General features: G+C 50.0%; 21 protein-coding genes and 3 tRNA genes. 9 read left to right on the top strand and 15 right to left on the bottom strand.

Going from position 1 to position 24,096, the window contains the following annotated elements; all coding sequences use genetic code 11:
• Positions 1–87: 87 nt before the first annotated feature.
• Genes AC01YT_RS00210 through AC01YT_RS00220 form a run of 3 tightly spaced genes read left to right on the top strand, consistent with a single transcriptional unit; the run spans position 88 to position 4,640 of the window.
• Complete coding sequence (locus AC01YT_RS00210; RefSeq protein WP_476672050.1) at positions 88–2,337, top strand: hypothetical protein; 2,250 nt, start codon at positions 88–90, stop codon at positions 2,335–2,337.
• Between the two features lie 27 nt (positions 2,338–2,364).
• Positions 2,365–3,336 carry an AAA family ATPase gene (locus AC01YT_RS00215; protein ID WP_476672275.1) on the top strand — a complete coding sequence of 324 codons (972 nt, stop codon included), beginning with the start codon at positions 2,365–2,367 and terminating at the stop codon, positions 3,334–3,336.
• Positions 3,333–4,640: a DUF58 domain-containing protein gene (locus AC01YT_RS00220; protein WP_476672051.1), complete on the top strand. Its 1,308-nt coding sequence runs from the start codon at positions 3,333–3,335 to the stop codon at positions 4,638–4,640. The genes AC01YT_RS00215 and AC01YT_RS00220 overlap by 4 nt, the downstream gene beginning before the upstream one ends.
• Here the strand turns inward: AC01YT_RS00220 and AC01YT_RS00225 are convergent.
• From AC01YT_RS00225 to AC01YT_RS00295, 15 genes are all read right to left on the bottom strand, one after another.
• Positions 4,637–4,843: a CDGSH iron-sulfur domain-containing protein gene (locus AC01YT_RS00225; protein ID WP_476672053.1), complete on the bottom strand. Its 207-nt coding sequence runs from the start codon at positions 4,841–4,843 to the stop codon at positions 4,637–4,639. The two genes, AC01YT_RS00220 and AC01YT_RS00225, sit on opposite strands and share 4 nt — an antisense overlap.
• Before the next feature lie 5 nt (positions 4,844–4,848).
• A complete protein-coding gene (locus AC01YT_RS00230) occupies positions 4,849–5,379 on the bottom strand; it encodes a MogA/MoaB family molybdenum cofactor biosynthesis protein (RefSeq protein ID WP_476672055.1) in 531 nt (176 codons plus the stop codon).
• A gap of 3 nt (positions 5,380–5,382) precedes the next feature.
• On the bottom strand, positions 5,383–5,754 hold the full coding sequence (locus AC01YT_RS00235) for a response regulator (RefSeq protein ID WP_476672057.1): 372 nt from the start codon (positions 5,752–5,754) through the stop codon (positions 5,383–5,385).
• Between the two features lie 8 nt (positions 5,755–5,762).
• Entirely contained in the window at positions 5,763–8,330 is a 2,568-nt protein-coding gene (lon, locus tag AC01YT_RS00240; protein WP_476672059.1) for an endopeptidase La, read from the bottom strand.
• A gap of 6 nt (positions 8,331–8,336) precedes the next feature.
• Complete coding sequence (locus AC01YT_RS00245) at positions 8,337–8,765, bottom strand: Hsp20/alpha crystallin family protein (RefSeq protein ID WP_476672061.1); 429 nt, start codon at positions 8,763–8,765, stop codon at positions 8,337–8,339.
• A gap of 27 nt (positions 8,766–8,792) precedes the next feature.
• Entirely contained in the window at positions 8,793–9,335 is a 543-nt protein-coding gene (gene tpx / locus AC01YT_RS00250) for a thiol peroxidase (protein WP_476672063.1), read from the bottom strand.
• A gap of 31 nt (positions 9,336–9,366) precedes the next feature.
• A tRNA-Arg gene (locus AC01YT_RS00255) sits at positions 9,367–9,439 on the bottom strand.
• 131 nt (positions 9,440–9,570) lie between these two features.
• Positions 9,571–10,554, bottom strand: a complete 984-nt coding sequence (locus tag AC01YT_RS00260; RefSeq protein WP_315623461.1) for an ABC transporter permease — start codon at positions 10,552–10,554, stop codon at positions 9,571–9,573.
• A complete protein-coding gene (locus tag AC01YT_RS00265; protein ID WP_476672065.1) occupies positions 10,541–11,485 on the bottom strand; it encodes an ABC transporter ATP-binding protein in 945 nt (314 codons plus the stop codon). Before AC01YT_RS00265 ends, AC01YT_RS00260 begins: the two co-directional genes overlap by 14 nt.
• Before the next feature lie 19 nt (positions 11,486–11,504).
• On the bottom strand, positions 11,505–12,689 hold the full coding sequence (locus AC01YT_RS00270) for a COG1470 family protein (RefSeq protein ID WP_476672067.1): 1,185 nt from the start codon (positions 12,687–12,689) through the stop codon (positions 11,505–11,507).
• A gap of 153 nt (positions 12,690–12,842) precedes the next feature.
• A complete protein-coding gene (locus AC01YT_RS00275) occupies positions 12,843–13,505 on the bottom strand; it encodes a hypothetical protein (RefSeq protein WP_476672069.1) in 663 nt (220 codons plus the stop codon).
• Positions 13,506–13,508: 3 nt separating this feature from the next.
• The gene (locus AC01YT_RS00280) at positions 13,509–14,621 is read right to left on the bottom strand and encodes a hypothetical protein (protein ID WP_476672071.1); all 1,113 of its coding nucleotides are present in this window, start codon (positions 14,619–14,621) and stop codon (positions 13,509–13,511) included.
• Between the two features lie 10 nt (positions 14,622–14,631).
• On the bottom strand, positions 14,632–14,844 hold the full coding sequence (locus AC01YT_RS00285; protein ID WP_476672073.1) for a hypothetical protein: 213 nt from the start codon (positions 14,842–14,844) through the stop codon (positions 14,632–14,634).
• A 243-nt stretch (positions 14,845–15,087) separates the two neighbouring features.
• Entirely contained in the window at positions 15,088–16,236 is a 1,149-nt protein-coding gene (gene ftsZ, locus AC01YT_RS00290) for a cell division protein FtsZ (RefSeq protein WP_476672075.1), read from the bottom strand.
• A gap of 11 nt (positions 16,237–16,247) precedes the next feature.
• On the bottom strand, positions 16,248–17,582 hold the full coding sequence (locus AC01YT_RS00295; protein WP_476672076.1) for a hypothetical protein: 1,335 nt from the start codon (positions 17,580–17,582) through the stop codon (positions 16,248–16,250).
• Positions 17,583–17,741: 159 nt separating this feature from the next.
• Here AC01YT_RS00295 and AC01YT_RS00300 point away from each other — a divergent pair.
• The 6 genes from AC01YT_RS00300 (at position 17,742) to rny (ending at position 24,094) form a co-directional block, all read left to right on the top strand.
• Positions 17,742–17,817 (top strand) — tRNA-Ala (locus tag AC01YT_RS00300).
• Positions 17,818–17,846: 29 nt separating this feature from the next.
• A tRNA-Ala gene (locus AC01YT_RS00305) sits at positions 17,847–17,919 on the top strand.
• Positions 17,920–18,263: 344 nt separating this feature from the next.
• Entirely contained in the window at positions 18,264–20,735 is a 2,472-nt protein-coding gene (leuS, locus tag AC01YT_RS00310) for a leucine--tRNA ligase (RefSeq protein WP_476672077.1), read from the top strand.
• 73 nt (positions 20,736–20,808) lie between these two features.
• Positions 20,809–21,501, top strand: a complete 693-nt coding sequence (locus AC01YT_RS00315) for a creatininase family protein (RefSeq protein ID WP_476672078.1) — start codon at positions 20,809–20,811, stop codon at positions 21,499–21,501.
• Positions 21,502–21,894: 393 nt separating this feature from the next.
• On the top strand, positions 21,895–22,536 hold the full coding sequence (locus AC01YT_RS00320) for a regulatory protein RecX (RefSeq protein WP_476672079.1): 642 nt from the start codon (positions 21,895–21,897) through the stop codon (positions 22,534–22,536).
• A gap of 13 nt (positions 22,537–22,549) precedes the next feature.
• Positions 22,550–24,094, top strand: coding sequence for a ribonuclease Y (gene rny, locus AC01YT_RS00325; RefSeq protein ID WP_476672080.1), 1,545 nt, complete (start codon positions 22,550–22,552; stop codon positions 24,092–24,094).
• Positions 24,095–24,096: the final 2 nt, after the last annotated feature.

The raw sequence follows: 24,096 nt of genomic DNA on the forward strand, positions 1-24,096 counted from the left end.
CATAGCCCATAAAACACGATGAGATTTCCCAAACCTTCTTATTTGATCATTTTCTTGTTACTCCCGTTTCTTCTAGTTGGAGGGGCGTTGCTCCAGGGAAAGGTGCTGTATTGGGGACTGCCAGTACTGCAGTTTATCCCCTGGCGTGCCCTGGCATATGAACAGGTCTTTAGAGGCGAACTTTTTCCGCTCTGGAACCCATTGAATGGCATGGGGGCACCGCTTCTGGCGAATTATCAATTAGCCTGGTTTTATCCGCCTTCCTGGGTTTTAGGGCTTTTTTATTGGTTGGGGGGTGCTCCGTTATTGGCCTGGGGATTTACACTTCTCACTGCATTACATCTAACGTGGGCAGGATGGGGGATGACACGCTTAATGAAACGACTGGGGTGCGGTGTATTAGGTCAAGTCGTGGCTGGGATTGCCTTTAGTCTCAGCCAGTATTTCATCGCGCGGATTAATTTCTTTAGCATGATTTGGACCGGGGCATGGCTGCCATGGGTGGTGAATAGTGTTGATGAGATTTTCACGGCCTCTTCCGAGGAAAAACCAATCAGGGCAAAAGTTCTATCACTGGCCTTGGTATTAGCCATACAGTTGCTGGCTGGTCATGCTCAATTGACTTGGTACACTTGGCAGTTGGCTTTGGTGTGGGGATTCGTTTGGTGGCTGTGGGGGAGAGATAAGAAAATTAGTCCGTTTGTCGGGGGATTTGTAGCACTTTTGTGGGCGGTGGGTTTATCGCTAGCTCAGTTATTGCCGACTGCCGAATATTTGTTAAACTCTCAGCGGGCAACTCGGGTGGATTATGAGCAGGCTATGACCTATTCCTTATGGCCATGGCGATTAACTGGCTTTTTAACTCCAAACCTATTTGGAAACCCAGGTTTAGATGGTTACTGGGGTTACGCGAATTATTGGGAGGACGCGGTGTATATTGGCATCCTTCCTTTGTTCATGGCTTTGGTCACTTTAAGAAAGGCCTTTCGGGTTTGGAGAAAGGGAGAAGTTTCGACATTTGAAAGGCTAATTGTCTTTCTATGGGGAATTGTTGTTGTAGGCATTCTTTTAGCCTTAGGTAAAAACATTCCCCTTTACAGCTGGTTATATCGGTATGTACCCACATTTGATATGTTCCAAGCGCCTTCACGCTGGTTGATATGGACGGTTTTCGGCCTTGCCGTTTTGAGCGGCTTAGGGATTGAGACTTGGCGGAAGCCTGAAGGGTGGGTTGTGTATGGACTGCGATTAAGCGTTGCTGGTTCGCTGGCAGTTATGCTCTCGGCGTGGTGGGCATCTCATCTGCTCTCGGATCTAAAATCGTCCTTTGCCAATGCTACGTTTCAGTTCGGTTGGATTACCTTAGGGGCTGTGGTGATATTGCTTCTCACTCCAGCGGAGTCATCATCCACGAGGCTTCGATTGAGTTGGGGTTGGTTATTTTTGATATGGGTGGTGGTAGATATTCTTGTGTCCTCTAGAGGATTGATCCCTGTTGCAAGCATGGAAATTTTTCGCCCGGTGGATCTTCCCTATGAATTACCACCAGTGATTCAACAAGGGCGTCTTTATTTGCCACCTCCAGATGAATATGAACTTAAATTCAAACGCTTTTTTCGATTTGACCGTTATCAGAAGAGTGGAGAGTACGTTGGGGCATTACGGGCTTCATTGTTGCCCAATCTCAATCTGCTAGCGTCAGTGTCTTCCCTAAATAACTTTGATCCTCTTCAGCCCGGTTGTTATAACAGGCTAATCACTTTTGTTGAATCCCAACCCGAATCCCTAAAAGCGGCTTGGCTAGAAAATCTCAATGTGGCGGTGGTCGAATACCATGATGAGCCATCTTCTCTGGGAATAAAATTTCATCCTCTTAATCCGAAAGAGCGTTGGCAATGGTTTACGTGCCTTGAAGTTCAACCCTCATTGTTTTCGGCGTTGATGAGATTAGGGGATGTGATAAACTCTGAATCGCGGTGTTTGATTCTTATAGGGACTCAGGGTGAAACAGAGAGAGTAGAAATGCCTTTGTCAACCGTCAGTATTTTGTCGGTGAGCGAGAATTTCAACAGGGTTATTTTAGAGGTGGAAACCACCGGCTCGGGCTGGTTGCGGATGACTGATTTATGGTATCCTGGTTGGAAGGTTATAGTGGATGGGCATTTGCAACCATTGCTGCAGGCAGATGGATGTTTACGAGCCGTGTTTCTTACAGCAGGAAAACATATGGTTCAGTTTGTTTATAAGCCAGTCTCTACGTCTATTGGTGTGACAGTCAGCTTTCTGGCATGGTTAGCCTGGCTAGGAATTGCTTGGGTAGAATGGATTAAGCGGTGAGAGAGAAGGGAGACCTAAATTATGGACATGGTTGCAGTCAAAGTCCAGCAATTCGCTGATAAATTATTGGCAAACCTTGAAAAGGTTATTGTTGGAAAACGTCAAACGCTGGAACTAGTCGTCATAGGACTGCTTTGTCAAGGACATCTGCTGATTGATGATGTTCCGGGGGTAGGAAAGACAATTTTGGCACGCAGTCTGGCCAAATCGCTTGGATGTGCATTCAGCCGCATTCAATTCACCCCAGATATGCTGCCCAGTGATGTTACTGGGGTCTCAATTTTCAATCAGGTAACACGAGAGTTTGAGTTTCGACCTGGACCAATCATGGCGCAGGTAGTATTGGCCGACGAAATCAATCGGGCGACCCCTAAGACACAATCGGCTTTGCTAGAAGCAATGGAAGAGCGCCAAATCACCGTAGATGGCATTACGCACCCCCTACCTCAACCATTTATTGTGTTGGGGACGCAAAACCCGATTGAATATGAAGGCACTTTTCCGCTACCCGAGGCGCAGTTGGATCGTTTCTTGATGAGGATACGTATTGGATATCCAGAACTTGCCGATGAAATCCGCATATTAGAATTGCAACAACTGCGACACCCGTTGTCAGACTTACAACCAGTTGCTACCTCAGAAGAGGTGCTGGAAGCTCAAGAAGCTGTTAAGACCGTCTATGTTTCTCCCGCAGTGGAACGGTACATTGTAGAATTAGTGCGTGCAACACGTGATCATAGCGATGTTTATCTTGGTGCCAGTCCACGTGGGAGTTTGGGGTTATATCGCGCCGGACAGGCACGTGCGGCGATCAAAGGACGCGATTATGTTCTCCCAGATGACATCAAGGTGCTAGCTGAGCATGTCTTGGCCCATAGAATGATTATCCAGCCGGCAGCACGATTGAAAGATCTGACGGCAGAGCAAATTTTGCGCGAAATCTTGATGACCCTTCCGGTGCCGGGGGGAAGTGTGGTACAGAAACTACAAAGCGAATGATTATCCGCCGAACTTCGTTATTTTTTATTGGAGCATTAGCCTTCGTTGTCGTTGCTCTTTTTTTAGGGGGAGGGGCGACTACGCGTGTTTACCTTCGTTTAGCCTATGGTATCGGATTGCTCCTAGTCTTCTCATGGCTATGGACGTCGCAAATCCTACGCCATGTTCAGGTTGAACGACAAGCACGCGGGTTGCGTTATCAAGTTGGGCAGATGTTTGAAGAACGTTTTGAGATTCGGAATACAGGGTATCTCGACGTTATTTGGTTGGAGGTTCGAGATCTTTCCCCTTTACCTGAGAAACACTTCTCACGCGTTCTTTCAGAAATTGGTCGAGGCAAAGAGCGGTTCTTCGTGACTCGCACGATGTTGCATCGGCGTGGGGCTTTCCCGTTAGGGCCGACAATTTTAGTCTCGGGGGATCCTTTTGGCCTTTTTGCCGTGCGCCGTGAAATACCGGCTACAAAGATGTTGTTGGTTCTCCCTTATGTGGTAGATTTACGTTCGTTCCCAGCACCTCTTGGAAGGTTGCCTGGTGGACGAGTGCTGCACCGACGCAGTACGGAAGTAACCCCATATGCGGCAGGGGTGCGGGAATACTTACCAGGCGATCCACTTAATCGCATTCACTGGCGGAGCACGGCCAAGCATGACCGGTTCATGGTTAAGGAATTTGAGCAGGATCCTTATGCCGATGTTTGGCTATTTTTAGACGCATACATGAGCGCTCATGTCTCACAAGAAGATACGGTGACCGCACGCGGACAGCCCGTTTGGGTCTGGATGCAGAGATCAGCCCCGATCTTACCGCCAAGCACCTTTGAGTATGCTGTTTCGGCGGCGGCGTCTATCGGTCATTATTATTTACGCCACGGCCGGGCGTTGGGATTCGCTTGTGTTGGTCCCCACTTAAGCATTTTACCGGCAGAACGCGGTGAGCGGCAACTGGATAAATTTTTAGAAATCTTGGCCTTTGTCCAACCCAATGGTCGTCTTCCTCTCATGGGGCTAGTTCAAAGTCAGGCAGGCTATTTAGTACGTGGCACAACAGTAATTTTGGTAACCGCAGTCAACGATCAAGAGGTGGTATTGGCAGTTGAGGAATTACTTCGACGTGACCTTAATCCGATTTTGGTTTTGGTAGATCGAAGTTCATTTGGTGGAAGAGGTGATGTTACCGTTACACGGGAGCAAATTCAAGCATTAGGGGTGCCTATGTTTACCCTTCGCCGCGATGAAGATCTTCGCACTGCACTGGAAACTCAAGCGTTATCGGGTAATTTGGGGATCAAGAGAGCATCCTAATTGTTTCTTTCATCAGCCTGAGGTTCTTTGGGCGCATGTACAACGACCGGGCCCACTTCGCCCTCTAAGGTTTTATGGGTTCCGTCGCAAAAGGGGAATTGTTTGGATTTAAAGCAGCGGCAAAGCGCTACCACTTCCCCATATTCCAGATGAACCGTGGTGCGCAGGTGACCAGCGCGATTTTCAGTTGTGTGTTCGGCCATACTTATTAACCTCCATCCTCCGGTATTCGAGTTTGAGAGAGATGTCCCTTTTCGGCTTCGGGACTTTCGCGCAACAGAGCAACAGCATGGGGAAGAGCCGGGAGGATGATTTGGAGACTTTCAATAGCCCCTTTAGGGCTCCCGGGAAGGTTAATGATCAGGGTGCGTTTTCGAAGCCCGGCAGTGGCGCGCGAAAGCATGGCGTGTGGAGTGATCTTAAGGCTAGCGGCACGCATGGCTTCAGGTATTCCTGGAAGTGGGCGCTCGATAATACTTTGGGTGGCTTCGGGGGTGATATCTCGAGGGCTTATACCAGTTCCACCTGTTGTCAAAATCAGATCTGTGATGTCCTCCTCACACCATTGGAGAAGTTGTTGGCGAATCATCTCTTCTTCATCGGGAACAATTGCCGTTGCCACAACTTTCCACCCCTGTTCAGTGAGAAATTTCTCAAGCAGGGGACCTGAACTGTCTGGTCGTTCGCCACGGAAGGACCGGTCGGATACGGTTAGAATTGCCACACGTAAAGAAGGCATGGGCTACGAACTTTGTGAAATAGTCAGATTTTTGATGAGGTTGAGCAATTTTTCAGGAGCAAAGGGTTTTAGCAGAAAAGCATCTGCACCTGCTCTGTAAGACTCCACGCCTAGGTCTTCACCTGAGGTCAGTATTACCTTGGGTTGGAACTCGAGAGAAGATTTACGCAAGGACGCAAGGATTTCTATACCGCTGAATTCACGCAGATGAGCGTCGAGGATGACGATGGCGGGATGTTGGTCATGTATGAGTTCCAAAATCTTTTGTGGGTCGGGTATTGAAGGTGTGACAACCTGATACCCCTCTAGTTCTAACAGTGTTCTCAACAACTGTTGAGTATGCGCATGGTCTTCGATGAGGAAAATTTTGATCATACACTCTCTTAAGGGGCAGGTGATGATGCTGGTTCGGAGACGGGTTGTTCAAGGGCATTCTGAAGCACCTCATCCACAGTTTCGACGAGGACAAAGTTAATGGTTTGGCGTATCTCGTCGCTCAGGTCTTCCAGATCGCCTTCGTTATCCTTGGGTAGAATCACCGTTTTAAGCCCGGCGCGATGGGCAGCGAGAACTTTCTCTTTAATCCCACCCACTGGCAGTACCTGGCCGCGCAAGGTGATTTCGCCCGTCATTCCTACATCATGATGGACTAACCGACCGGTGAGCAGAGAGACCAGTGCGGTAGCGATGGTGACACCCGCCGATGGTCCATCTTTGGGTTGTGCTCCAGCAGGGACATGCAGGTGGATGTCAGACTTCTCGAAAATCTCGGGGTCAATGCCTAACTCAACCGCGTGGGCACGTACGTAAGAAAGCGCTGCCTGAGCGGATTCTTGCATCACTTTACCAACCGATCCAGTCGTAATAAAGCCCTTATTGCCCGGCATACGGGTGGCTTCCACAAATAGAATCTCGCCACCGACTGGAGTCCAGGCCAAGCCAATGGCAACGCCGGGAATCTCTGTGCGGCGGATAATTTCCTGTGTAGCCAGGTACTTGGGGCGTCCCAAGTACTCGCGCACCTTTTCGACATCCACGTGGACCTGGGTGGCTTTGCCTTCAGTAATTTGTACGGCAACCTTGCGGCAGACGCCCCCGATTTCCCGCTCTAAATTGCGAACCCCGGCTTCACGGGTGTAATGGCGGATTATATTTAAAATGGCTTCATCGGTGAATGCAACTTCCTCAGTCTTTAGGCCATTTTCACGAATCTGGCGCGGGATTAAGTAATACCGGGCGATATTTAGTTTTTCGTTCTCGGTGTATCCTGATAACTGGATCACCTCCATGCGATCTAGCAGGGGGGCTGGAATGGTCTCAAGGGTATTGGCTGTCGTGATGAACATGACCTGGGAAAGGTCAAAGGCGACCTCAATGTAATTGTCACGGAACTCTGCGTTTTGCTCAGGGTCAAGAACTTCAAGTAGTGCCGAAGCCGGATCACCGCGGAAATCAACCCCAAGTTTATCTATTTCATCCAGCATGAAAACGGGGTTGCGCGATTCCACGCGGCGTAAGGCTTGAATAATCCGTCCAGGCATTGCTCCAATGTAAGTGCGACGATGGCCGCGGATTTCAGCCTCATCGCGCATCCCACCCAAGGATATGCGCACAAATTTTCGCCCTAGTGCGCGCGCGATAGATTGTCCAAGAGACGTTTTCCCTACCCCAGGCGGTCCAACGAAGCAAAGAATGACACCTTCCCGCTCGCGTCGAATACGGTCGCTCGTAGTTTGGGTTTGTAAAAGTTCTTTGCGTTCCTGCCGCAATTTGCGCACGGCCAGAAATTCTAGGATACGTTCTTTGATATCCTCAAGGCCGTAGTGATCTTCATCTAAAACACGCCGGGCGTTTTGAATATCCAGGTTATCCGGTGTGGTAATGGACCAAGGGAGCGAGACTAACCAATCCAAATAGGTGCGAATGACGCCGTATTCGGCAGCGGCTGTAGGGAGTTTGGCCAAACGATCCAATTCGCGACGGGCTTGTTTTTCAGCCTCTTCGGGCATTTTGGCGGCTTCAATGCGTTTGCGGAATTCCTCGATCTCTGCGGCTTGCTCGTCTCCCTCGCCTAATTCGCGTTGAATGGCTTTGAGCTGCTCGCGTAAAAAGTACTCTCGCTGGACTTTGTCTATTTCGGAGCGGGCTTCTTTCTGAATTTTTTGGCTTAATTCGAGAACCTCAATTTCACGGGCCAGGATGGTTACCAGCTTTTGAAGTTTTTCGCTAATGCGATTGAGTTCTAGGATCTCCTGAGCATCGTTGATGTCCATGCGCTGGATGTTGGCGATGTTGTAGACCAGTTGTAAGGGATCAGGTATAGCCGCAATGGTGGCAACTAATTCCCGCGGCATAGATGGAATCAATTCAGCCATGTGAATGAATTGCTCGCGGACGTTGCGTTCCAACGCCTCCACTTGAAGCCCTGTTTCCAGGATCTCAGGAAGGACCTCAACCCTGGCCATCAGGTAGGGTTCGGTTGCAGTGAACTCAATAATGCGAAAACGGACAAGCCCTTGCACCAAGAGGCGGATAGTGCCATCAGGCGCCCGGAACATGCGATGAATAACTGCGGCAGTACCAACACGAAAGAGATGTTCCGGACCAGGGGTTTCAATTTCAAACACTTTGGATGCCACCAGACCAAAAAGTCGTTCACCTGCAACCACATCATCCACCAAACGAATGCTACGCGGCTGGCCTATGGTCAGCGGCACCATGGTTTGAGGATAAACGACAAGGCCGCGTAAAGGAAGAATAGGCAGAATTTCAGGGAGTTTGATCAATCCTTCGCTACTGCTTTGGGATTGGGGTTCAGCCGGATTTTGGGGGGCTTCATTGATAGGATTGACTTCTTCAGGTGGTAAAAGAACCTCCTGGAGTTCTTCTTCGGTATTGGTATCAAGTGGAAATTCCCACGGCTTGAGAACAGGCCAGCGATAGGCTCCCATAATGATTTACCCCTCCGTTGAAATCTCGATGGATTTGGGTTGACGCTTAGGTAACTCGACCCGTAGGAAGCCATTTTCATAGGCAGCTGTTACCTTATCAAGGTCAATAGGGACAGAAATGTCGAGTTCGAGGGCAAATTCGCCAAAAGGAATTTCCATTTGATGAACAGCTCGACGTTCATCTAAGGGTTGAGAACGTACCCCCGAAATACTCAGCCGGTTGCGATCCAGGGAGACGATAAAATCTTTTTCATGCATCCCGGCTATTTCGACCAACACGATGATTTTATCTTCTGTTTCGTAAATGTCGGTAGGGGGACGCCAAGCGCGGGAGTGAACGGTGAAGTGGTAGGATACTCCCCGTGTAATGAGCAAGAGGGTCTCGCTTTCGGTAGAGGATTTATGCAAACCTGGGCGAAATACGATTGGGATCATGGGCACATCCTTTCTTGCATCATACTCCTATTGTGCCATTAGCGCATCTTTGGCGGCTTGGATGACGGCGAGATAATCCGGTTCCTGACCTTGTTCGGGCATGTAAGCCGCATAGGTGATTTTGTCTTTTCGATCCACGACAAAAACAGAGCGCCGCAGGATGCGCCGTTCTTTGATTAAACAGCCGTATTTCTTGCCGAAGTCAGCATCCATATGGTCGGATACCACCAGAACCCTATCTACGCCAGCAGCACCACACCATTGTTTTTGGGCATAAGGGAGATCCATGCTAATAACAATAATAACAATGTCTTCACTCAAAGCCGAGGCTTCTTCATTGAAACGACGAGTCTCTCGGTCGCAAACTGTAGTGTTGAGCGAAGGTACGGCTGCCAGAATACGCACTTTACCTTTGGTTGAGGCTAAAATCGGAATGGATTGCCAATCCTGGGTTTGGGCAATGAATTCAGGGGCTTGGTCACCGATTCGGACTTCGTTACCAATAAGGGTTACATCCTGACCGGCGATTTGGAAAACCCCTTTTCTTTCTGGCCAAAGTTGATTGTTCATAAGCACCTCTAAAAAGATTGGTTTCGGTCAATGCCCCTGGTGCGACTCGAACGCACAACCAACGGATTAGAAGTCCGCTGCTCTGTCCTTTGAGCTACAGGGGCCAAACATAATCCCTTTGTGATTATTCTACTGCAAGGGGAGGGCAGTAGGCAAGTTTTTGTCGCGAACCACCCGTTATTACCAGGAGGGGAAAAGTCTGCCCCTCCTGGTTTATTCAAAGACTAGACCCGGACTAGGCCCGAATTTCTTGGCGCTGGAATAGAACATAAGCGAGGGCAAACAAGAGAAGAGTCGCTGCGATCAGGCCGGTTAAGTGCGGCCAGATGAGCAGCACACTTTGGTGTAGAGGCAGGGGTGATCCAAGAATTGCGCCTTCAAGTTGGAATGGCAGTACGAAACCCAAAGAGCGTACGGTTGGATTCAACAGTGCAATGGCAATCTCTGCATATAGGGTGTTAGGAGAGATACGCGTAAGGGCAAGTTCTAGCTCAGCTTGAGCCAAGGCTTCTTGAAGCAATCCATACTGTACAGGGCGTAGGGATTGGGCGATCAGACTGGCCAGGATGTTCCAGAAGACGGTGAAGAATAACCAAGTGGCAATGGCCGCAAGAGCAGCGGTTGCCGGTTGGCGAAATACGACCGAGAACATTTGGGCGAGAACTAACCAGATGCCACCATAGAAAATGGTAGCCACTAAGAACCACAGCAAACGCCCAACCTCTTCACCATTGGGAGCCACTCCCAGCCCAATGAGCCCCATGCCAAAAATAAGCAGCCAAATGGCTGAAAAGACCAAACTAAGAGTGAAAAGTCCTGCTAGGAATTTACCGAATAGTAAGGCATCACGATAAATCGGTTGAGAGAGAATTCGAGATAGGGTCTTGCGGTTAAATTCACCATTAACCGCATCAAAACCTAAGGCGATAGCAATCAGGGGAACCAGGAAACCCAAAAAGCCGATCAGCGAGGGAAGTGGGTCCTGAGAGAGGGTAAACAGTTTCAAGTAAATAAAGCGATCGCTGCCAATTGAAGCGCGAATCTGCTGCATAGCCACGTAAACGGTGCCACCTGCTGTGAGCAGAATCAAGAGTTCTAGAATGCGCATTCGGGCACTGGTCAAGTGGTCTGCCATTTCCTTGGCGACCACGGCCCAAAGACCCGTCCAGGGAGAACCCTCACGCATGGACTGCGCTTCAACTCGTTCAAGCACGGACATGTTCCACCTCCTGGAAGTACTGAGCGTAGATCTCATCGAGGCTCTGGGCTTCCATGCTTAAACCCCGTAATTGACCACCAGCAGCGATGAGCGCTTTGGCTGCTTCATGACGGATGTCTGAGGTCGCTTCAATCTCAAGCATGGTTGCATTAAGAGGGCGCACATTAACGGAACCAGGGATCTGTTTTAGGGCTTCAAGGATAGCAGGCGTTATGTCGGGTGTTTCTAAGTAGATGCGGAAGGCTTTTCCAAGCACTTTGCGTCCCAGTTCATCCACGGTGCCGACCAGCATCATTTTGCCTCGGTGAAAAAGGCCAACCCGATCACAAACAGCCTGAACTTGATGTAGAAGGTGTGAAGAAAGCAGAATGGTAATGCCTTCTGAACGTAAATTGCGGATGATGTCCAGAAATTCTCGTGCCCCTTCAGGATCTAGCCCTTGGGTTGGCTCGTCCATAATGATGATCTGAGGCTGTTTGATCAAAATTTCGGCTACCCCTAATCGCTGGCGCATCCCGCGAGAGAATGTGGCGACGGGCTTATCTCGCATCTCGCTGAGGTTAACTTTCCTTAGCGCTTCTTCTATCCTTCGGTTGGCTTCCTCGCGGGATAAACCGTTGAGTTTGGCAATATAAATCAGGTTCTCATACGCTGTAAGTTCATCGTAGAACCCAACTTGATCGGGGAGATACCCTACATGCGCCTTGACGGTTAGCGGCTGGCGAGTTGGGTCATAACCTAACACTCGGATGCTTCCCGAGGTTGGTTCAGTCAGCCCCAAGATCATTAGAATGGTGGTGGTCTTCCCAGCACCGTTGGGGCCGAGAAGACCAAACACCTCGCCTTTCCGAACGGTTAGATTCAAATGGTCAACAGCAACGAAGTCGCCATATTTCTTGGTTAAGTCCCTGGTTACGATGACCTCGCTCATATCTGAGCCTCCTGTGAGATCACCGACGACCAAAGCGGGTAACGGCTAGCATCACAACACCAACAGCAACCGCAATTAGGATAACACCGGTAATGCCCCACAAGGTAGAAGTCAGCACGGTAATTCGAAAGTCTACCGACTTGGAAGCTCCCTGTGAAGGGGTGGCCCGCAGGGTGAGCATATAATCACCCGCAATTGCGTTATCGGCGGGTTTTATCTTGATGGTGACCTCGGCTTGTCCATTAGCAGCGATTTCCTCTACTACTTCGGGATCAAAGGTGACTGTCCAGCCGCTGGGGGCACTGGCAGATAGTTTTACACCTTGGGCAGGGGCACTTCCCGTGTTCTGAACTACCAATTTAATGGATGTTTCGCGTCCGGTGTAGACCTGACCCGAAAGACGACCATCGGGGGTGGTGATGCTCAAAGAAGGTTGCCCGGTCACCTCGGCGGTGAGATCAAGCGAAGCCTGAACATCATTACCCTGGGCTATGATCGTAATCGGGTAACTCCCGGCAGTAATATCTACCAGGGGTTGAGCCTCAACGGTAATGGATTTGCTTTCTTTTGCGCCCAAAGGTAATGAGGTGACATCCTGTCCACCATAGCGGAAATTGACCTGAAAGCCACGTGGGGCGTTAGCGCTTAGGTTCACGGTGATTTCGTCATCTCCCTCATTTTTGAGAGTGACACTATAACGGAAGGTGGTGCTAGGTGAACCGCGCAATACGGGAAGGTCAACGTCAAATGTTAGACGTGAGGGTTGCTTCTCCTTGATCGTGATTTCGATAGGGAGTTGGGCGCTGGCATTGGCTGTACGAGCCGTGACCACAACCCGATAAGTACCCGCTGTGATGGTTTTCGGCTGGTCTAAACGTAAATCTAGGTTTACTTCACTATCGGCTTGAACATAGACGGCTTGCACGGTTTTACCACCCCCACGGAGTGTTGCTGTCCAGCCTTCGGGCACTTCGGATACCTCAAGACGCACGACCTCGGGCTGGGAGGCAACACGGACATGAACATCAACCGAGACGGTTTCTCCTGGTCCAACTACAATACTTGGATAGGACGTATAAAGGGTTAGGTTAGATGAGTTGCTGTTGGGAGAAAGATCTTGAGCTAAGGCAGGAAAAACGGCAGAAAGTGTAATCAAGAGGGCTAACCCGAGAGCAAGGATGAGATTCACGATATGGCGTTTCATCGGATCTCGCCTCCATGAAAGATTAGAGTATGAGGTTAAGTAAGGGTTTCGTTTTCCTTTCCACGAAAAGGTCACGCGGGTTTGGTTAAACCAGCGCCTAATATAGCACGGTTATATAAGAGGATCATTAAAACCGTGCTTAGAAGTGGTTTATCAAGGCTGGAAGACCACGCATTCTAGGGGGTTATTGTGTTCTAAATCAAGTCTATGGCGAATTTCTAACGCTGTTTCAAGTGAGAGACTAGAATGGAAACGATTGGGAAGGTGAATTTGTTGCTCGATGAGGTTCGATAAAGCCTCTCCCGAGCCTTGGATGCGCTGACATATCTGGGTGAACACATCTTTGGCGGCGAGTTCTTGGCCAGTGTCTGTTCCTTGCTCAGAGTTCAAAGCCCATTGGCTTAATTGCCTCAACGCGGTACTGTCTAAGACCAAATAGTCCTGCCAGGGGATCTGGTAAACCCGTGTGGCTTGATCGATAAAAAGGGGGGATAGCTTGTTCTCTACATCCCAAATTTGGGTGAACTTGGGAAATTTATGCTCAGTTAGTGGTACGGGTGATAAGGGCTGAAAGATCAGTTTGCGTTGCGGGTAGTAAATGATGAGAGCCCAGAGGTCTTTTACCTCTGGGCTAGAAAGGGCAAAATCGTTGATGACAAGGATCAGAAGATTGCGTTGGTTAGGAAGTGTCGGTAACGGAGTAGCAGTCAATTGGGACGCATTAGAAGCATTAGTAATGTAGCGATTAGTCAGGTATCCTAAAAGTGCACAGATGAAAAAAACGAGAAAAATCAGGATGCCAATTCGTTTGCCCATTTTTCAAGGTCGGTCGCGATTTTTTATTAGGGCTTGGTCCTTAGGACGGCCGAGTTGTGCTCCGACAGGGCCGTTTTGTTGGAGCACCCATTTGATAAGAGGGTAAAGTGGGTGCCGTTCACTTTTTCCAAGAATTAGACTTCTTGTCTCAAAGCCAGTTTGGGAAGTTTGGGATGGGTTAAGGTCATAAATAAAGACATTGCCAATATACAATTGAGAACGAATTTGCGCTAGTGCCTGACGCAACCACTTGATCTCTTGCTCAGTTGCTAGATAAACCTTGTCATCGGGATTTATTTTACCATCGGGAACGCTCAAACGCGTGATCCAAATGACACCGTTCTCGTGGTGATAAGAAAGCATCATTGGGCGTATGGACTCATAATGACGTAAACCCCACGGAGCCTTTGAGGAAGGGGGCTTTAAAGGGTCGCCGCTCAATGGGCTGAGGTGTAGGCTTAAGATGGGCATGTCCTGAGCCATGCCCTGTTGGTAAAGCCCTTCTAGAAAGTAAACATCATCCAATGCCCCCGTGGAAATTTGATTCGGTGTGGGAGGTTGTAAACCACCAGCCACCAGGTAAAGAGACGGAACTTGTTCTTGAACGCGGTGTTTGACCTCACGATATAGAGAGGCGTAATGGGCTGGATTGGGGGCACTTCCCCAACCCTCTGGAGTATTGGCAGCCGGGAAAAGTTCCACTGCGCGAAGAGCACCGGGGTAACGCTGGGCAAGCGAAAGGATAAATTGAGCTGTCAACGCCGGGTTAGGCCCAGAGGGCGATAACGCCCAAGATGGCGCCTGGGTCAGGCTGACCATCACGGATATGTTTTCGCGCATGGCTAGTTGCATAAGGGGGTTAAGATAGTTAAAGTTCAGACGTGTATCAGGGGAGGGCTGAAGGTCTTGCCAGGATAGAGAAACGCCAACCCAATGAGGTTTCAAATCCGTGAGGTTTTGAAGAGCAATGTCTGATAGCGGTCCATCGGGGTAGAAGTGTACTCCAATAGCAAGATCAGGCGAACCCGGTGTGCCTGGCGCGGCAGATCCAGGCTGTGTTAGTAGCAATCCTAATCCAAGGCCAATGATTCCAGCCAAGACCATCCAGCGTTTCATAGGACTCTCATCATCGTACGGTGAATTGTGCCATGATCATACCAGTCAAGAAACCTCCAACAGCCGCAAGGAGCAGAAACTTCAGATATATGTCCAATGAGTAGCGTTTCCACAAGCGATATAGATAGCGCAGTATTTGTTGAAGAGGCGTGATGTGAGTAAGGCTTGCGATGAAAAAATCCCACCATGCAATTTCAATGCGTTGGAGAAAAGAGTGAAACATGGATGCCCTCCTTAACTAGCGTGAAAGACTGGTTTTAAGGATTTTTCCGTTCTTGGTAACCGTAGCCCGTACAATTTGGTGGTGAGATTTGCTGTCAGCAGAGGTAGCGCGGCTTTCAAAGATTAGAAGGAAGATCTCCTCGGTTTGGGGCTTGATTTTGGGTTTTTGCCCCTCTACTTGAGGAAAACGATTGTAAATCTGACGACAGACCTTATGTAGAGTTTGTGCGTCCATAAGCAACCCTTAGCGTGCACGCCGACGCAGGAAAGCCGGGATGTCAAGGTTATTTACGGGTGAAATATCTTCATCTACTTGGGGTACAGAAACAGGAATTGCCGTCGTAGAGGTAGTTATTGCTTGTGCAGTTTTCGGGGTTGGGATTCTCTCTTTTTTGGGCATTTCGACAGGTGTTGCTCCAAGGCCGGTAATTACCATAATGATCTGAACCCGATCCTCCATGGCGGGATTGGTAACGACTCCGGGGATGATTTCAATGCGGTTATTGGTGCGGGCTTGAAGGTCATTAAGAGCCTCTACGACTTCCATGAAGGTCAAATCAGGGCCGGCTGTGAAATTGACAATAACCGCAGAGGCGTTTTCAAGGTTGATCGAATCCAACAAGGGATGATGCAATGCCTGTTCAATGGCTTTTTGGGCTTTCCCTTCGCCTTGACCAAGACCAATTGAAAGTACTGAACCACCTCCGGATTGCATGACTTGGCGGATATGAGCAAAGTCAATGTTGATCAAGCCCGGTTCGGTGATTAATTCCGAGATGCCTTGGATACCTTGGCGCAAGACGTCATCCGCTAATCGGAAGGCCAGTTCTAGGGGAAGGTTCTCGGGGGCAATGGCCAGCAAGCGGTCGTTGGGTATGGTGATCAGGGTGTCGGTATAGGGGCGAAGGTGCGCTAAGCCTTCTGAAGCGTTCGTTTGGCGGCGGCCTACTTCCCACATGAAAGGTAATGTAACCACGGCAACGGTGACAGCCCCTAACGAACGGGCAACCCGAGCAGCGATGGGAATAGCCCCGGTACCTGTTCCGCCGCCCATGCCAGCGGTGAGAAATACCATATCGGCGCCACTAAGGGCATCATTTAATTCGCGGTAACTTTCCTCTGCCGCGGCTTCGCCAACGCTGGGATTTCCTCCCGCTCCCAAGCCACGCGTAAGACGGGGCCCAAGTTGAATTTTGACCGGCGCCAGTGATTGTTGCAGAATTTGGGCATCAGTATTCGCGGCAATAAACTCGACGCCGCTAATCCCTAACTCAATCATGCGATTAACCGCATTACATCCTGCTCCGCCCAACCCAATGACTTTTAAGACGGGTTTGGGAGCGTTTATTTCGGTCGTTTTGGTGGAGGGTGTTTCAAACAAACGCAAGTTCATGGTGCACCTCTCTATTCTGAAAATTGGGAACTAGGGGCCAATTGGACACTTTGAACCTCACAGCCATTGGTTTTTAATTGGACGAAAATTTCAGGGGGGTGTTGTTCGGGATCTACCACGGTAACGCACTGGGCAAACATGGCTTCAGACAACGACGTACCAAAAGTGGGTTGATCTCCGGCTGGAGTCTGAGTGAGTAGAAAAGAAATAGTTTCTGGGTGAATACGCCAAGTGGGAGGCAAAAGGATGTAATGCCGGATAGGGCGCCCTATGCGCTCCAGCACGTCTGAAGTTTCTAATGAGCCCTTTAAACTTGAGTGCACCAAAGCGGGTTCTAGCCATAGAGTTAGTGTTGGGGTGAGCGGTTTTCCCTCTTGAAACCAAGCCTGGGCTTCGAATGGACTGTCAGCTGATGCGGCTAGCAACCAGAAGTTGCAGGAAGCTAAATAGGGAGGGTAGTCATTGGATGCAGGCGACGAGATTGAGGAAAGAGAGAGAAACACCTCTTGTGTGACAGCAAGTTCGGTGGGATGGCATGAGTTGGGGCGGTGGATCAAGTCTAAAGGATCACTGGGTAGCCCCACTTGATAAATGTGGATGGGCAGTGAACGTTCTAAGACGGCTTGTGCAATGGCTTCATACCATTCAAAAATACGGAATCCTCGATGATCTTGTGTTTGAGCGTCTTGATCATAGGGACGGGCTTCGGGCCAGGCTAATGGTCCTCCTTGTCCCCACTCAAGGGGATGATTGTGGGTCCAGGCATAGGCAGAGAGGTGTAAATTATCTGCAACGTCATATTGATGTCGTCGTTCTAAAGTGACAAGGACATTTTGGAGGAAGGCTGTATCCCAGTAATCGCCTCCAGGATAAAGGGGAGCAAGGATCGGGTTGCCTCCACATTTCACAATCCACTGTGCCCAGGGCAAAAAGGCATCTACAAATGCTTCGGTCAAGTCGGGGTGGGTCCAGTAAGACATCCCCCAGGTGGATTTGAGATTAGGGCGATCAAAAATTTGAATATAGCGGCAACCCCATTTGATATAGGCTTCCATGATCGGAGCAACTTCTTTGAAGGCGGGTGGGGCAGATGGTGAGAATGGGAATTGGATCAGCGGAGTAATACCCTGATGAATCAGGCCACGGATAAATTCTTCCGGAATGGCTCGTGCGGGTGAGGACTCCAACACCAGCCAGCCCACCTTGAGACGCATGAGTAGTGGCAACCAAGTTTGAAGATCGCGGGCAGTATAATGCAGCGTGTCAGGAAAATAATGAAACCCCAAACGACTGGGGGAGAGTGAGGGGGTTGAGGATTGGAATTGGTGCGTTTCAGATCGTCTCATGGTACTCGCAGAGTCTAAGGGGATTGCCGTATACAAATGCAAGAACTGTGCCAATTTCTAGATGGACTAATCTTAGATTGGGAGGTGAGAAGTTTGCACGAAGAATGCGTTCCTTGACAGCATAAAGCCTTCCGATTAGAATTTGATTACCCTTGATGAGGGCCTGTAGCGCAGTTGGGAGCGCGCTTCAATCGCACTGAAGAGGTCAGGGGTTCGAATCCCCTCAGGTCCACCAGGCGCAAGCCGAACCTTAAAAAACCATATGGGCCCATAGCGCAGTTGGGAGCGCGTCTCAATGGCATTGAGAAGGTCGGGGGTTCGAATCCCCCTGGGTCCACACGAAATGTGAGCCAGGAGCCATCTCCCGGCTCACTTTGTAAGACCGGGGCAGGAGTAGTAGATCATCCGCCAGAGAGCCGGGGAGGGTGGAAACCCGGCATGGCCTTTGCGGAGGGCCAACAAGATCGAACTCGCCTGCCGCCTCGATTCTCGAGGCAGGTCGCCCGGGTGAACAATAGTAGCCAGGGACGGGTGATGCCCGTTAGCGCATCAAAGAGTGGTCCGAGTGCTGTAGATCGGCTCGGGCAATCGGGGTGGTACCGCGGAGAACAACCTTCGTCCCTGTCATGGCGAAGGTTGTTTTGTTTTGAACCAAGATTGTTAATTCAGGAGAGATCGAGGATGAATATCTCGGTTCCAACGTATAACCCAACTGATATTGAACGCAAATGGCAAGAAAAATGGGAGGCCGATGGTTTATATCATGCTGATATTGATTGCAGCCGCCCAAAATATTACGCATTGACCATGTTGCCGTATCCCTCAGGGGATTTACACATTGGTCACTGGTATGCGATGACGCCCTCCGATGCGCGGGCGCGTTTTATGCGTATGCAAGGCTACAACGTGCTTTTCCCGATGGGGTTTGATGCCTTTGGCTTGCCCGCAGAAAACGCCGCGATCAAACATAACATTCACCCTAAAGAATGGACTTACCGCAACATTGAACGAATGCGCAAGCAACTCAAGAGTATGGGGGCGATGTTTGACTGGCGGCGTGAAGCCATAAGTTCGGATCCTGAATATTACCGTTGGACACAATGGTTCTTTGTGCAATTCTACAAACATGGTTTGGCCTACCGCAAAGGCGGGATGGTAGATTGGTGTCCGTCTTGCAATACAACTTTAGCCCGAGAGCAAGTCGTGGGCGAGGATCGTGTTTGCGAACGTTGTGGCACACCAGTGATCAAGAAAAATCTAGAGCAGTGGTTCTTCCGCCTGACAAAGTATGCTGAGGAGTTGCTTTCATTTGAGGGAATCGACTGGCCAGAGCGGGTGCGTACACTGCAAATTAATTGGATCGGACGTTCTGAAGGGGCGGCGGTAACATTTCGGACTGAACAAGGGGATTCTATCGAGGTCTTCACCACGCGCCCGGATACGCTATGGGGAGCGACGTTTATGGTGCTTGCTCCAGAGCACCCGTTGGTCGAGAAGGTGACCACCCTCGAACAGAAAGCGGCAGTTGAAGCTTACATATATCAAGCTCTCCGCCAATCGGATATTCAACGTGAAGCCACCGATCGTGAAAAAACGGGGGTGTTTACCGGTGGGTATGCTATCAACCCGGTTAATGGTGAACGTATCCCAATTTGGATTGCGGATTACGTACTGATGAGTTATGGCACCGGTGCCATTATGGCGGTTCCGGCCCACGACGAACGTGACTTCGCCTTTGCCCGTAAATATGGCTTGCGCATTATTCCCGTTATTCAACCCGAAGGCATGGTGTTGGATGGTGACACAATGGAGCAAGCCTATACCGGGCCGGGATACATGATTAACAGTGGGCCGTTAAATGGCACTTATGTCAATGGTAAAGGACATAATGATCCGGGCATTCGTAAGGTTATTGAATACCTGGAAGCCCATGGATTAGGACGGGCTGAGGTTTCCTACAAACTCCGCGACTGGCTGATATCGCGGCAGCGTTATTGGGGCGCGCCCATTCCTATCATTTATTGCCCGAAGTGCGGTACTGTGCCCGTTCCTGAAGATCAATTGCCAGTGCTGTTGCCAGACGATGTGGAATGGCGGCCCACAGGTGAGAGCCCGTTAAAGTTACATCCCACCTGGCGATTCACCACGTGCCCAACCTGTGGAGGGCCAGCCGAGCGGGAGACGGACACTATGGATACGTTTGTGTGTTCGTCATGGTATCACCTGCGTTATTTGAGTCCTCATTATGATCAATGGCCCTTTGATCCGCGCGAGTATGATTACTGGATGCCGGTGGATACCTATACTGGGGGCATTGAGCATGCAACGATGCACTTGATTTACACGCGCTTTTTCCATAAAGCATGCCGAGATATTGGGATTACCAAAGGCAATGAACCCATGTTGCAACTGCGCAATCAAGGAATGGTCTTGGGCGAAGATTCAGAAAAAATGTCCAAGAGCCGAGGAAATGTGATTGCCCCGGATGATTTGGTAGCGCGCTACGGGGCGGATACGGTGCGCGCCTACTTGATGTTCTTTGCCCGATGGGATCAAGGTGGGCCGTGGAACAGTGGCGGCATTGAAGGCGTACATCGCTGGTTGAGGCGGGTATGGTCAGTGATCCTAGAGCCGGTTAATGAACAGAATCAAGCCGATGAGGCAACCTTGCGCCAATTGCGTCGCAAAGTGCATCAGACTTTGCGCTCGGTGACGCATGACTTTCGTGAGTTTGAGTTCAATACCATTGTGTCCTCACTCATGGAACTGCTGAATGAGATGAGCAAAGCCAAACAAAATGGTGCCTGGGGCAGTATGGCCTGGGATGAGGCAGTGGATATTTATCTGCGCATGCTGGCGCCGGTATGCCCGCACATCAGCGAGGAAATCTGGGCATTACTGGGTAAGCCCTACTCGATCCATGCCCAAGCATGGCCACAGGTAGATGAAGAGGCGGCTAAAGAAGAAATGATCACCATTGTGGTTCAGGTAAACGGAAAAGTGCGCGATCGCTTAACGGTGAATGCAGAGATTAGTGATGAAGAAGTTAAAGCGCTGGCCTTGCAAAGCGATATCGTCCAGCGTTATTTGGGTGGAAAATCACCGCAGCAAATCATCTATGTGCCGCGGCGATTGGTCAGCATTGTGGTTTAAGCCTGATGGGGCGCTGCCTATATCTATAGAGCAGCGCCCTTTTCTTATTTGTCTTTAGTAAGGGAGGATCTCCATGCGTTTTGAAGAACTTAACTGGATGGATGTTGAACGCTACTTAGAACGGGATAATCGAGTTATGGTGGTCTTAGGGGCTTGTGAACAACATGGCTATTTGAGCCTTTTAACCGACGTGAAAATTCCATTGGCATTGGCCGATGCCGCCAGTCGCCAGAGTGGGGTGTTGGTATCACCCTCGTTGAATTTTGGTGTATCACCGTATTTTCTAACCTATCCAGGTACGATTTCCCTGCGCACTGAGACGTTTATCCGAGTGGTTGAAGACGTGGTAACCAGCTTATATGAACAGGGGTTTCGGCGTTTTTTGGTGCTGAACGGCCATGGGGGTAACATCGCTGCCCAGAATGTTCTGGTTGAACTGGCGAATCGTAAACCAGGCATGAAAGTTGCGTGGTACGCCTGGTGGCAATCTCACAGTGTTGAGGCTGTGGCGGCCCGCTATGGGATTAAAGTTTATCATGCGGGATGGGCAGAGGCGTTCCCATTTACCCGGGTGGCGGAGCTGCCCCAAGGCGAGAAACACGTGCAGGGCTACCAGGGGTTGCTTAATGCCGAGGAAACACGGGCCATATTTGGTGACGGTGTATTTGGAGGAAGTTATCAGGTTGAAGAAACGATCCTCCAGGAAGTGTTTGATGCGGCGCTTCAAGATGTGTTGGCCTTACTGAATTTTGATGAGTTGGTCTGAATTGGGATATTACTGTTGCCAGATTACTTCTATTTATTTGTTAAGGGATCGTGTATAATTGATTAACAAATTCTGATATTTCCTTCGCTGCTATGCCTAGTCAAGATGGCTCTGTGTGCCGTGAAAGGCAACACAGTTTAGTATTAGGGTTTTGATAATTATGACTGAAGAAAAATGCTCACCGACCAGAAAATTACGACAGATGGGTAGTCTAAAGACTGATTCAGAGAAAAGGATTTCTGGATTGGCCGGGGTTGTCAAGTGTTGTGGACCGGGTGATTGATCATCTTGGCGACCCGCTCTTTTGCCCATTCTTTCCATTCTGGTCATCCCGTGAAAGGGACGTGAGCGAGCCGAAAAGACGGGCGAAGCAGCGCATTGAAATTTGGCAAAATGGAGCACAAAATCACGGCGCTGCGCGTTCAGAAACGTAACCCAAATCGGGTTAATGTCTACCTCGACGGATCGTTTGCCTTTGGCCTATCACGCATTGTTGCGGCTTGGCTGCGGGTTGGACAAACCCTAAGCGATGAGAAGATTGCCAGTCTCCAAGCCGAAGAAACGCGTGAGGTGGCCTATCAGGCAGCGCTTCGTTATTTAAACTTCCGCCCTCGGTCCGAGGCCGAGTTGCGGAATAAACTTGAGGGCAAAGGGTTTGATGCCTCGGTCATTGATGCCACTCTTCAACGTCTAACCGAAGAAGGGCTGGTGCGTGATGACCATTTTGCCCGATTATGGGCGGAAAGTCGGAGTCTGAGCCGTCCGCGCAGCCGACGCCTAATTGCTTTTGAACTTCGCCAGAAGGGAATATCAGAAGAAAGTATTCAACAAGCGGTGGCCAATCTCGAGGATACTGAACTGGCCTATCAGGCTGGTATGCGTTATGCACGATGCTTGAAAAACTTGGATTTTGCAACGTTCCAGCGGCGACTGGCTGGCTTCTTACAGCGGCGGGGTTTTGCCTATGGAACGGTTGTGACAACCGTGCGGCGCATCTGGGATGAGATTCAGGCCACCCACGACACTATGACATGAATGAGGTTTAAAGATGGGTGCAAATGGAAATTTCTGGTTAATGACGTTGTTGCTTTTACTTGGAGATGCGATTTTAGTGGGGGTGGTCATTTACTTCTTACGGCGTTCTTTGGTGGCTCGAATTCAGCGCGAGCAGAAAGAGATTGCTGATAGCCTCATCGCCAGTGCCACAGAACAAGCCAAGTTAATCGAGATTGAGGCGCGCGACAAAGCGCTCAAAATTCTCCAAGAAACCGAAGCTGAGATCAACCGTCGGCGTTCGGAGATTGCCCGTGAAGAGGACCGCTTACAAAAGCGCCGCCTTGAATTGGATAATCGTATTGAGCGCTTGGAACAGCGCGAGCAAGCGCTCAATAAACGCCAATCCTCCCTGGATAAACGGGCTAATGAGATTGAGCGCTTGTATGAGCAACAAATGGCAGAACTCCAACGTGTTGCTCAGATGACGGTGGAAGAAGCGCGTAGTTTGCTGTTGGCAGAGGTTGAGAAGGAAGCACGAGCGGACATGGCGCGTGTGATCCGGCAGATTGAAGCCGAAGCACGGTCAGAAGGCGAGAAACGTGCTCGCGAGTTAATCGCTGAGGCCATCCAACGTGTGGCATCGGATCACGTTTCCAGTGTTACTACTTCGGTAATCTCGCTGCCCAACGAAGAAATGAAAGGACGCATTGTGGGTCGTAATGGTCGGAATATTCGCGCTTTTGAGCAAGCGGCAGGAGTAGATGTTATCGTTGATGACACGCCGGAGACGGTGACGATTTCCTGTTTTGATCCCATCCGACGTGAGATTGCACGGCGCTCTTTAGAGCGCTTGATCAGTGATGGTCGTATCCACCCGGCTCAAATTGAGAAAATATTGAGCGAAGAACAGCGCGAGGTTGAGAAAGCCATTGTTGAGGCGGGCGAACAAGCTGCCTACGATGCCGGGGTCACCGGACTCCATCCTGAGATTATTAAGGTATTAGGGCGTCTCAAATACCGCACGTCGTATGGGCAGAATCAATTGGCGCACGCTGTTGAGGTTGCTAAATTGGCGGCTGTCCTGGCGGCGGAACTGGGCGCGGACGTAGAAGCCGCTCGTATGGGTGGTCTGCTTCACGACCTGGGCAAGGCGATGGATCATAATACCGATGGCACCCATGCAATGATCGGGGCCGAATTTGCCCGCCGTTACGGTGTGCCATCGAAAGTGGTGAACATTATTGCATCTCATCATCACGAGGTGGAGCAAGAGAGCATTGAAGCGGTTATTGTGGAAGCAGCGGATGCGATCTCAGGGGCTCGTCCGGGTGCACGGCGCGAGGATCTTGAGCAATACATCAAGCGCCTGCGTGCCCTTGAAGAAATTGCTAATTCCTTCAAAGGAGTTAGCCAGAGCTATGCCATTCAGGCCGGTCGGGAAATTCGCATCATCGTACGCCCTGAAGAAATTGACGATTTGGCGGCGTTGCGCTTAGCGCGAGATGTGGCTAAGAAGATCGAAGAAACCATGCAGTACCCGGGACAAATAAAAGTCACCGTGATCCGCGAAACCCGAGCGGTAGATTACGCCAAATAACC

It is taken from the genome of Thermanaerothrix sp. (assembly GCF_056331585.1).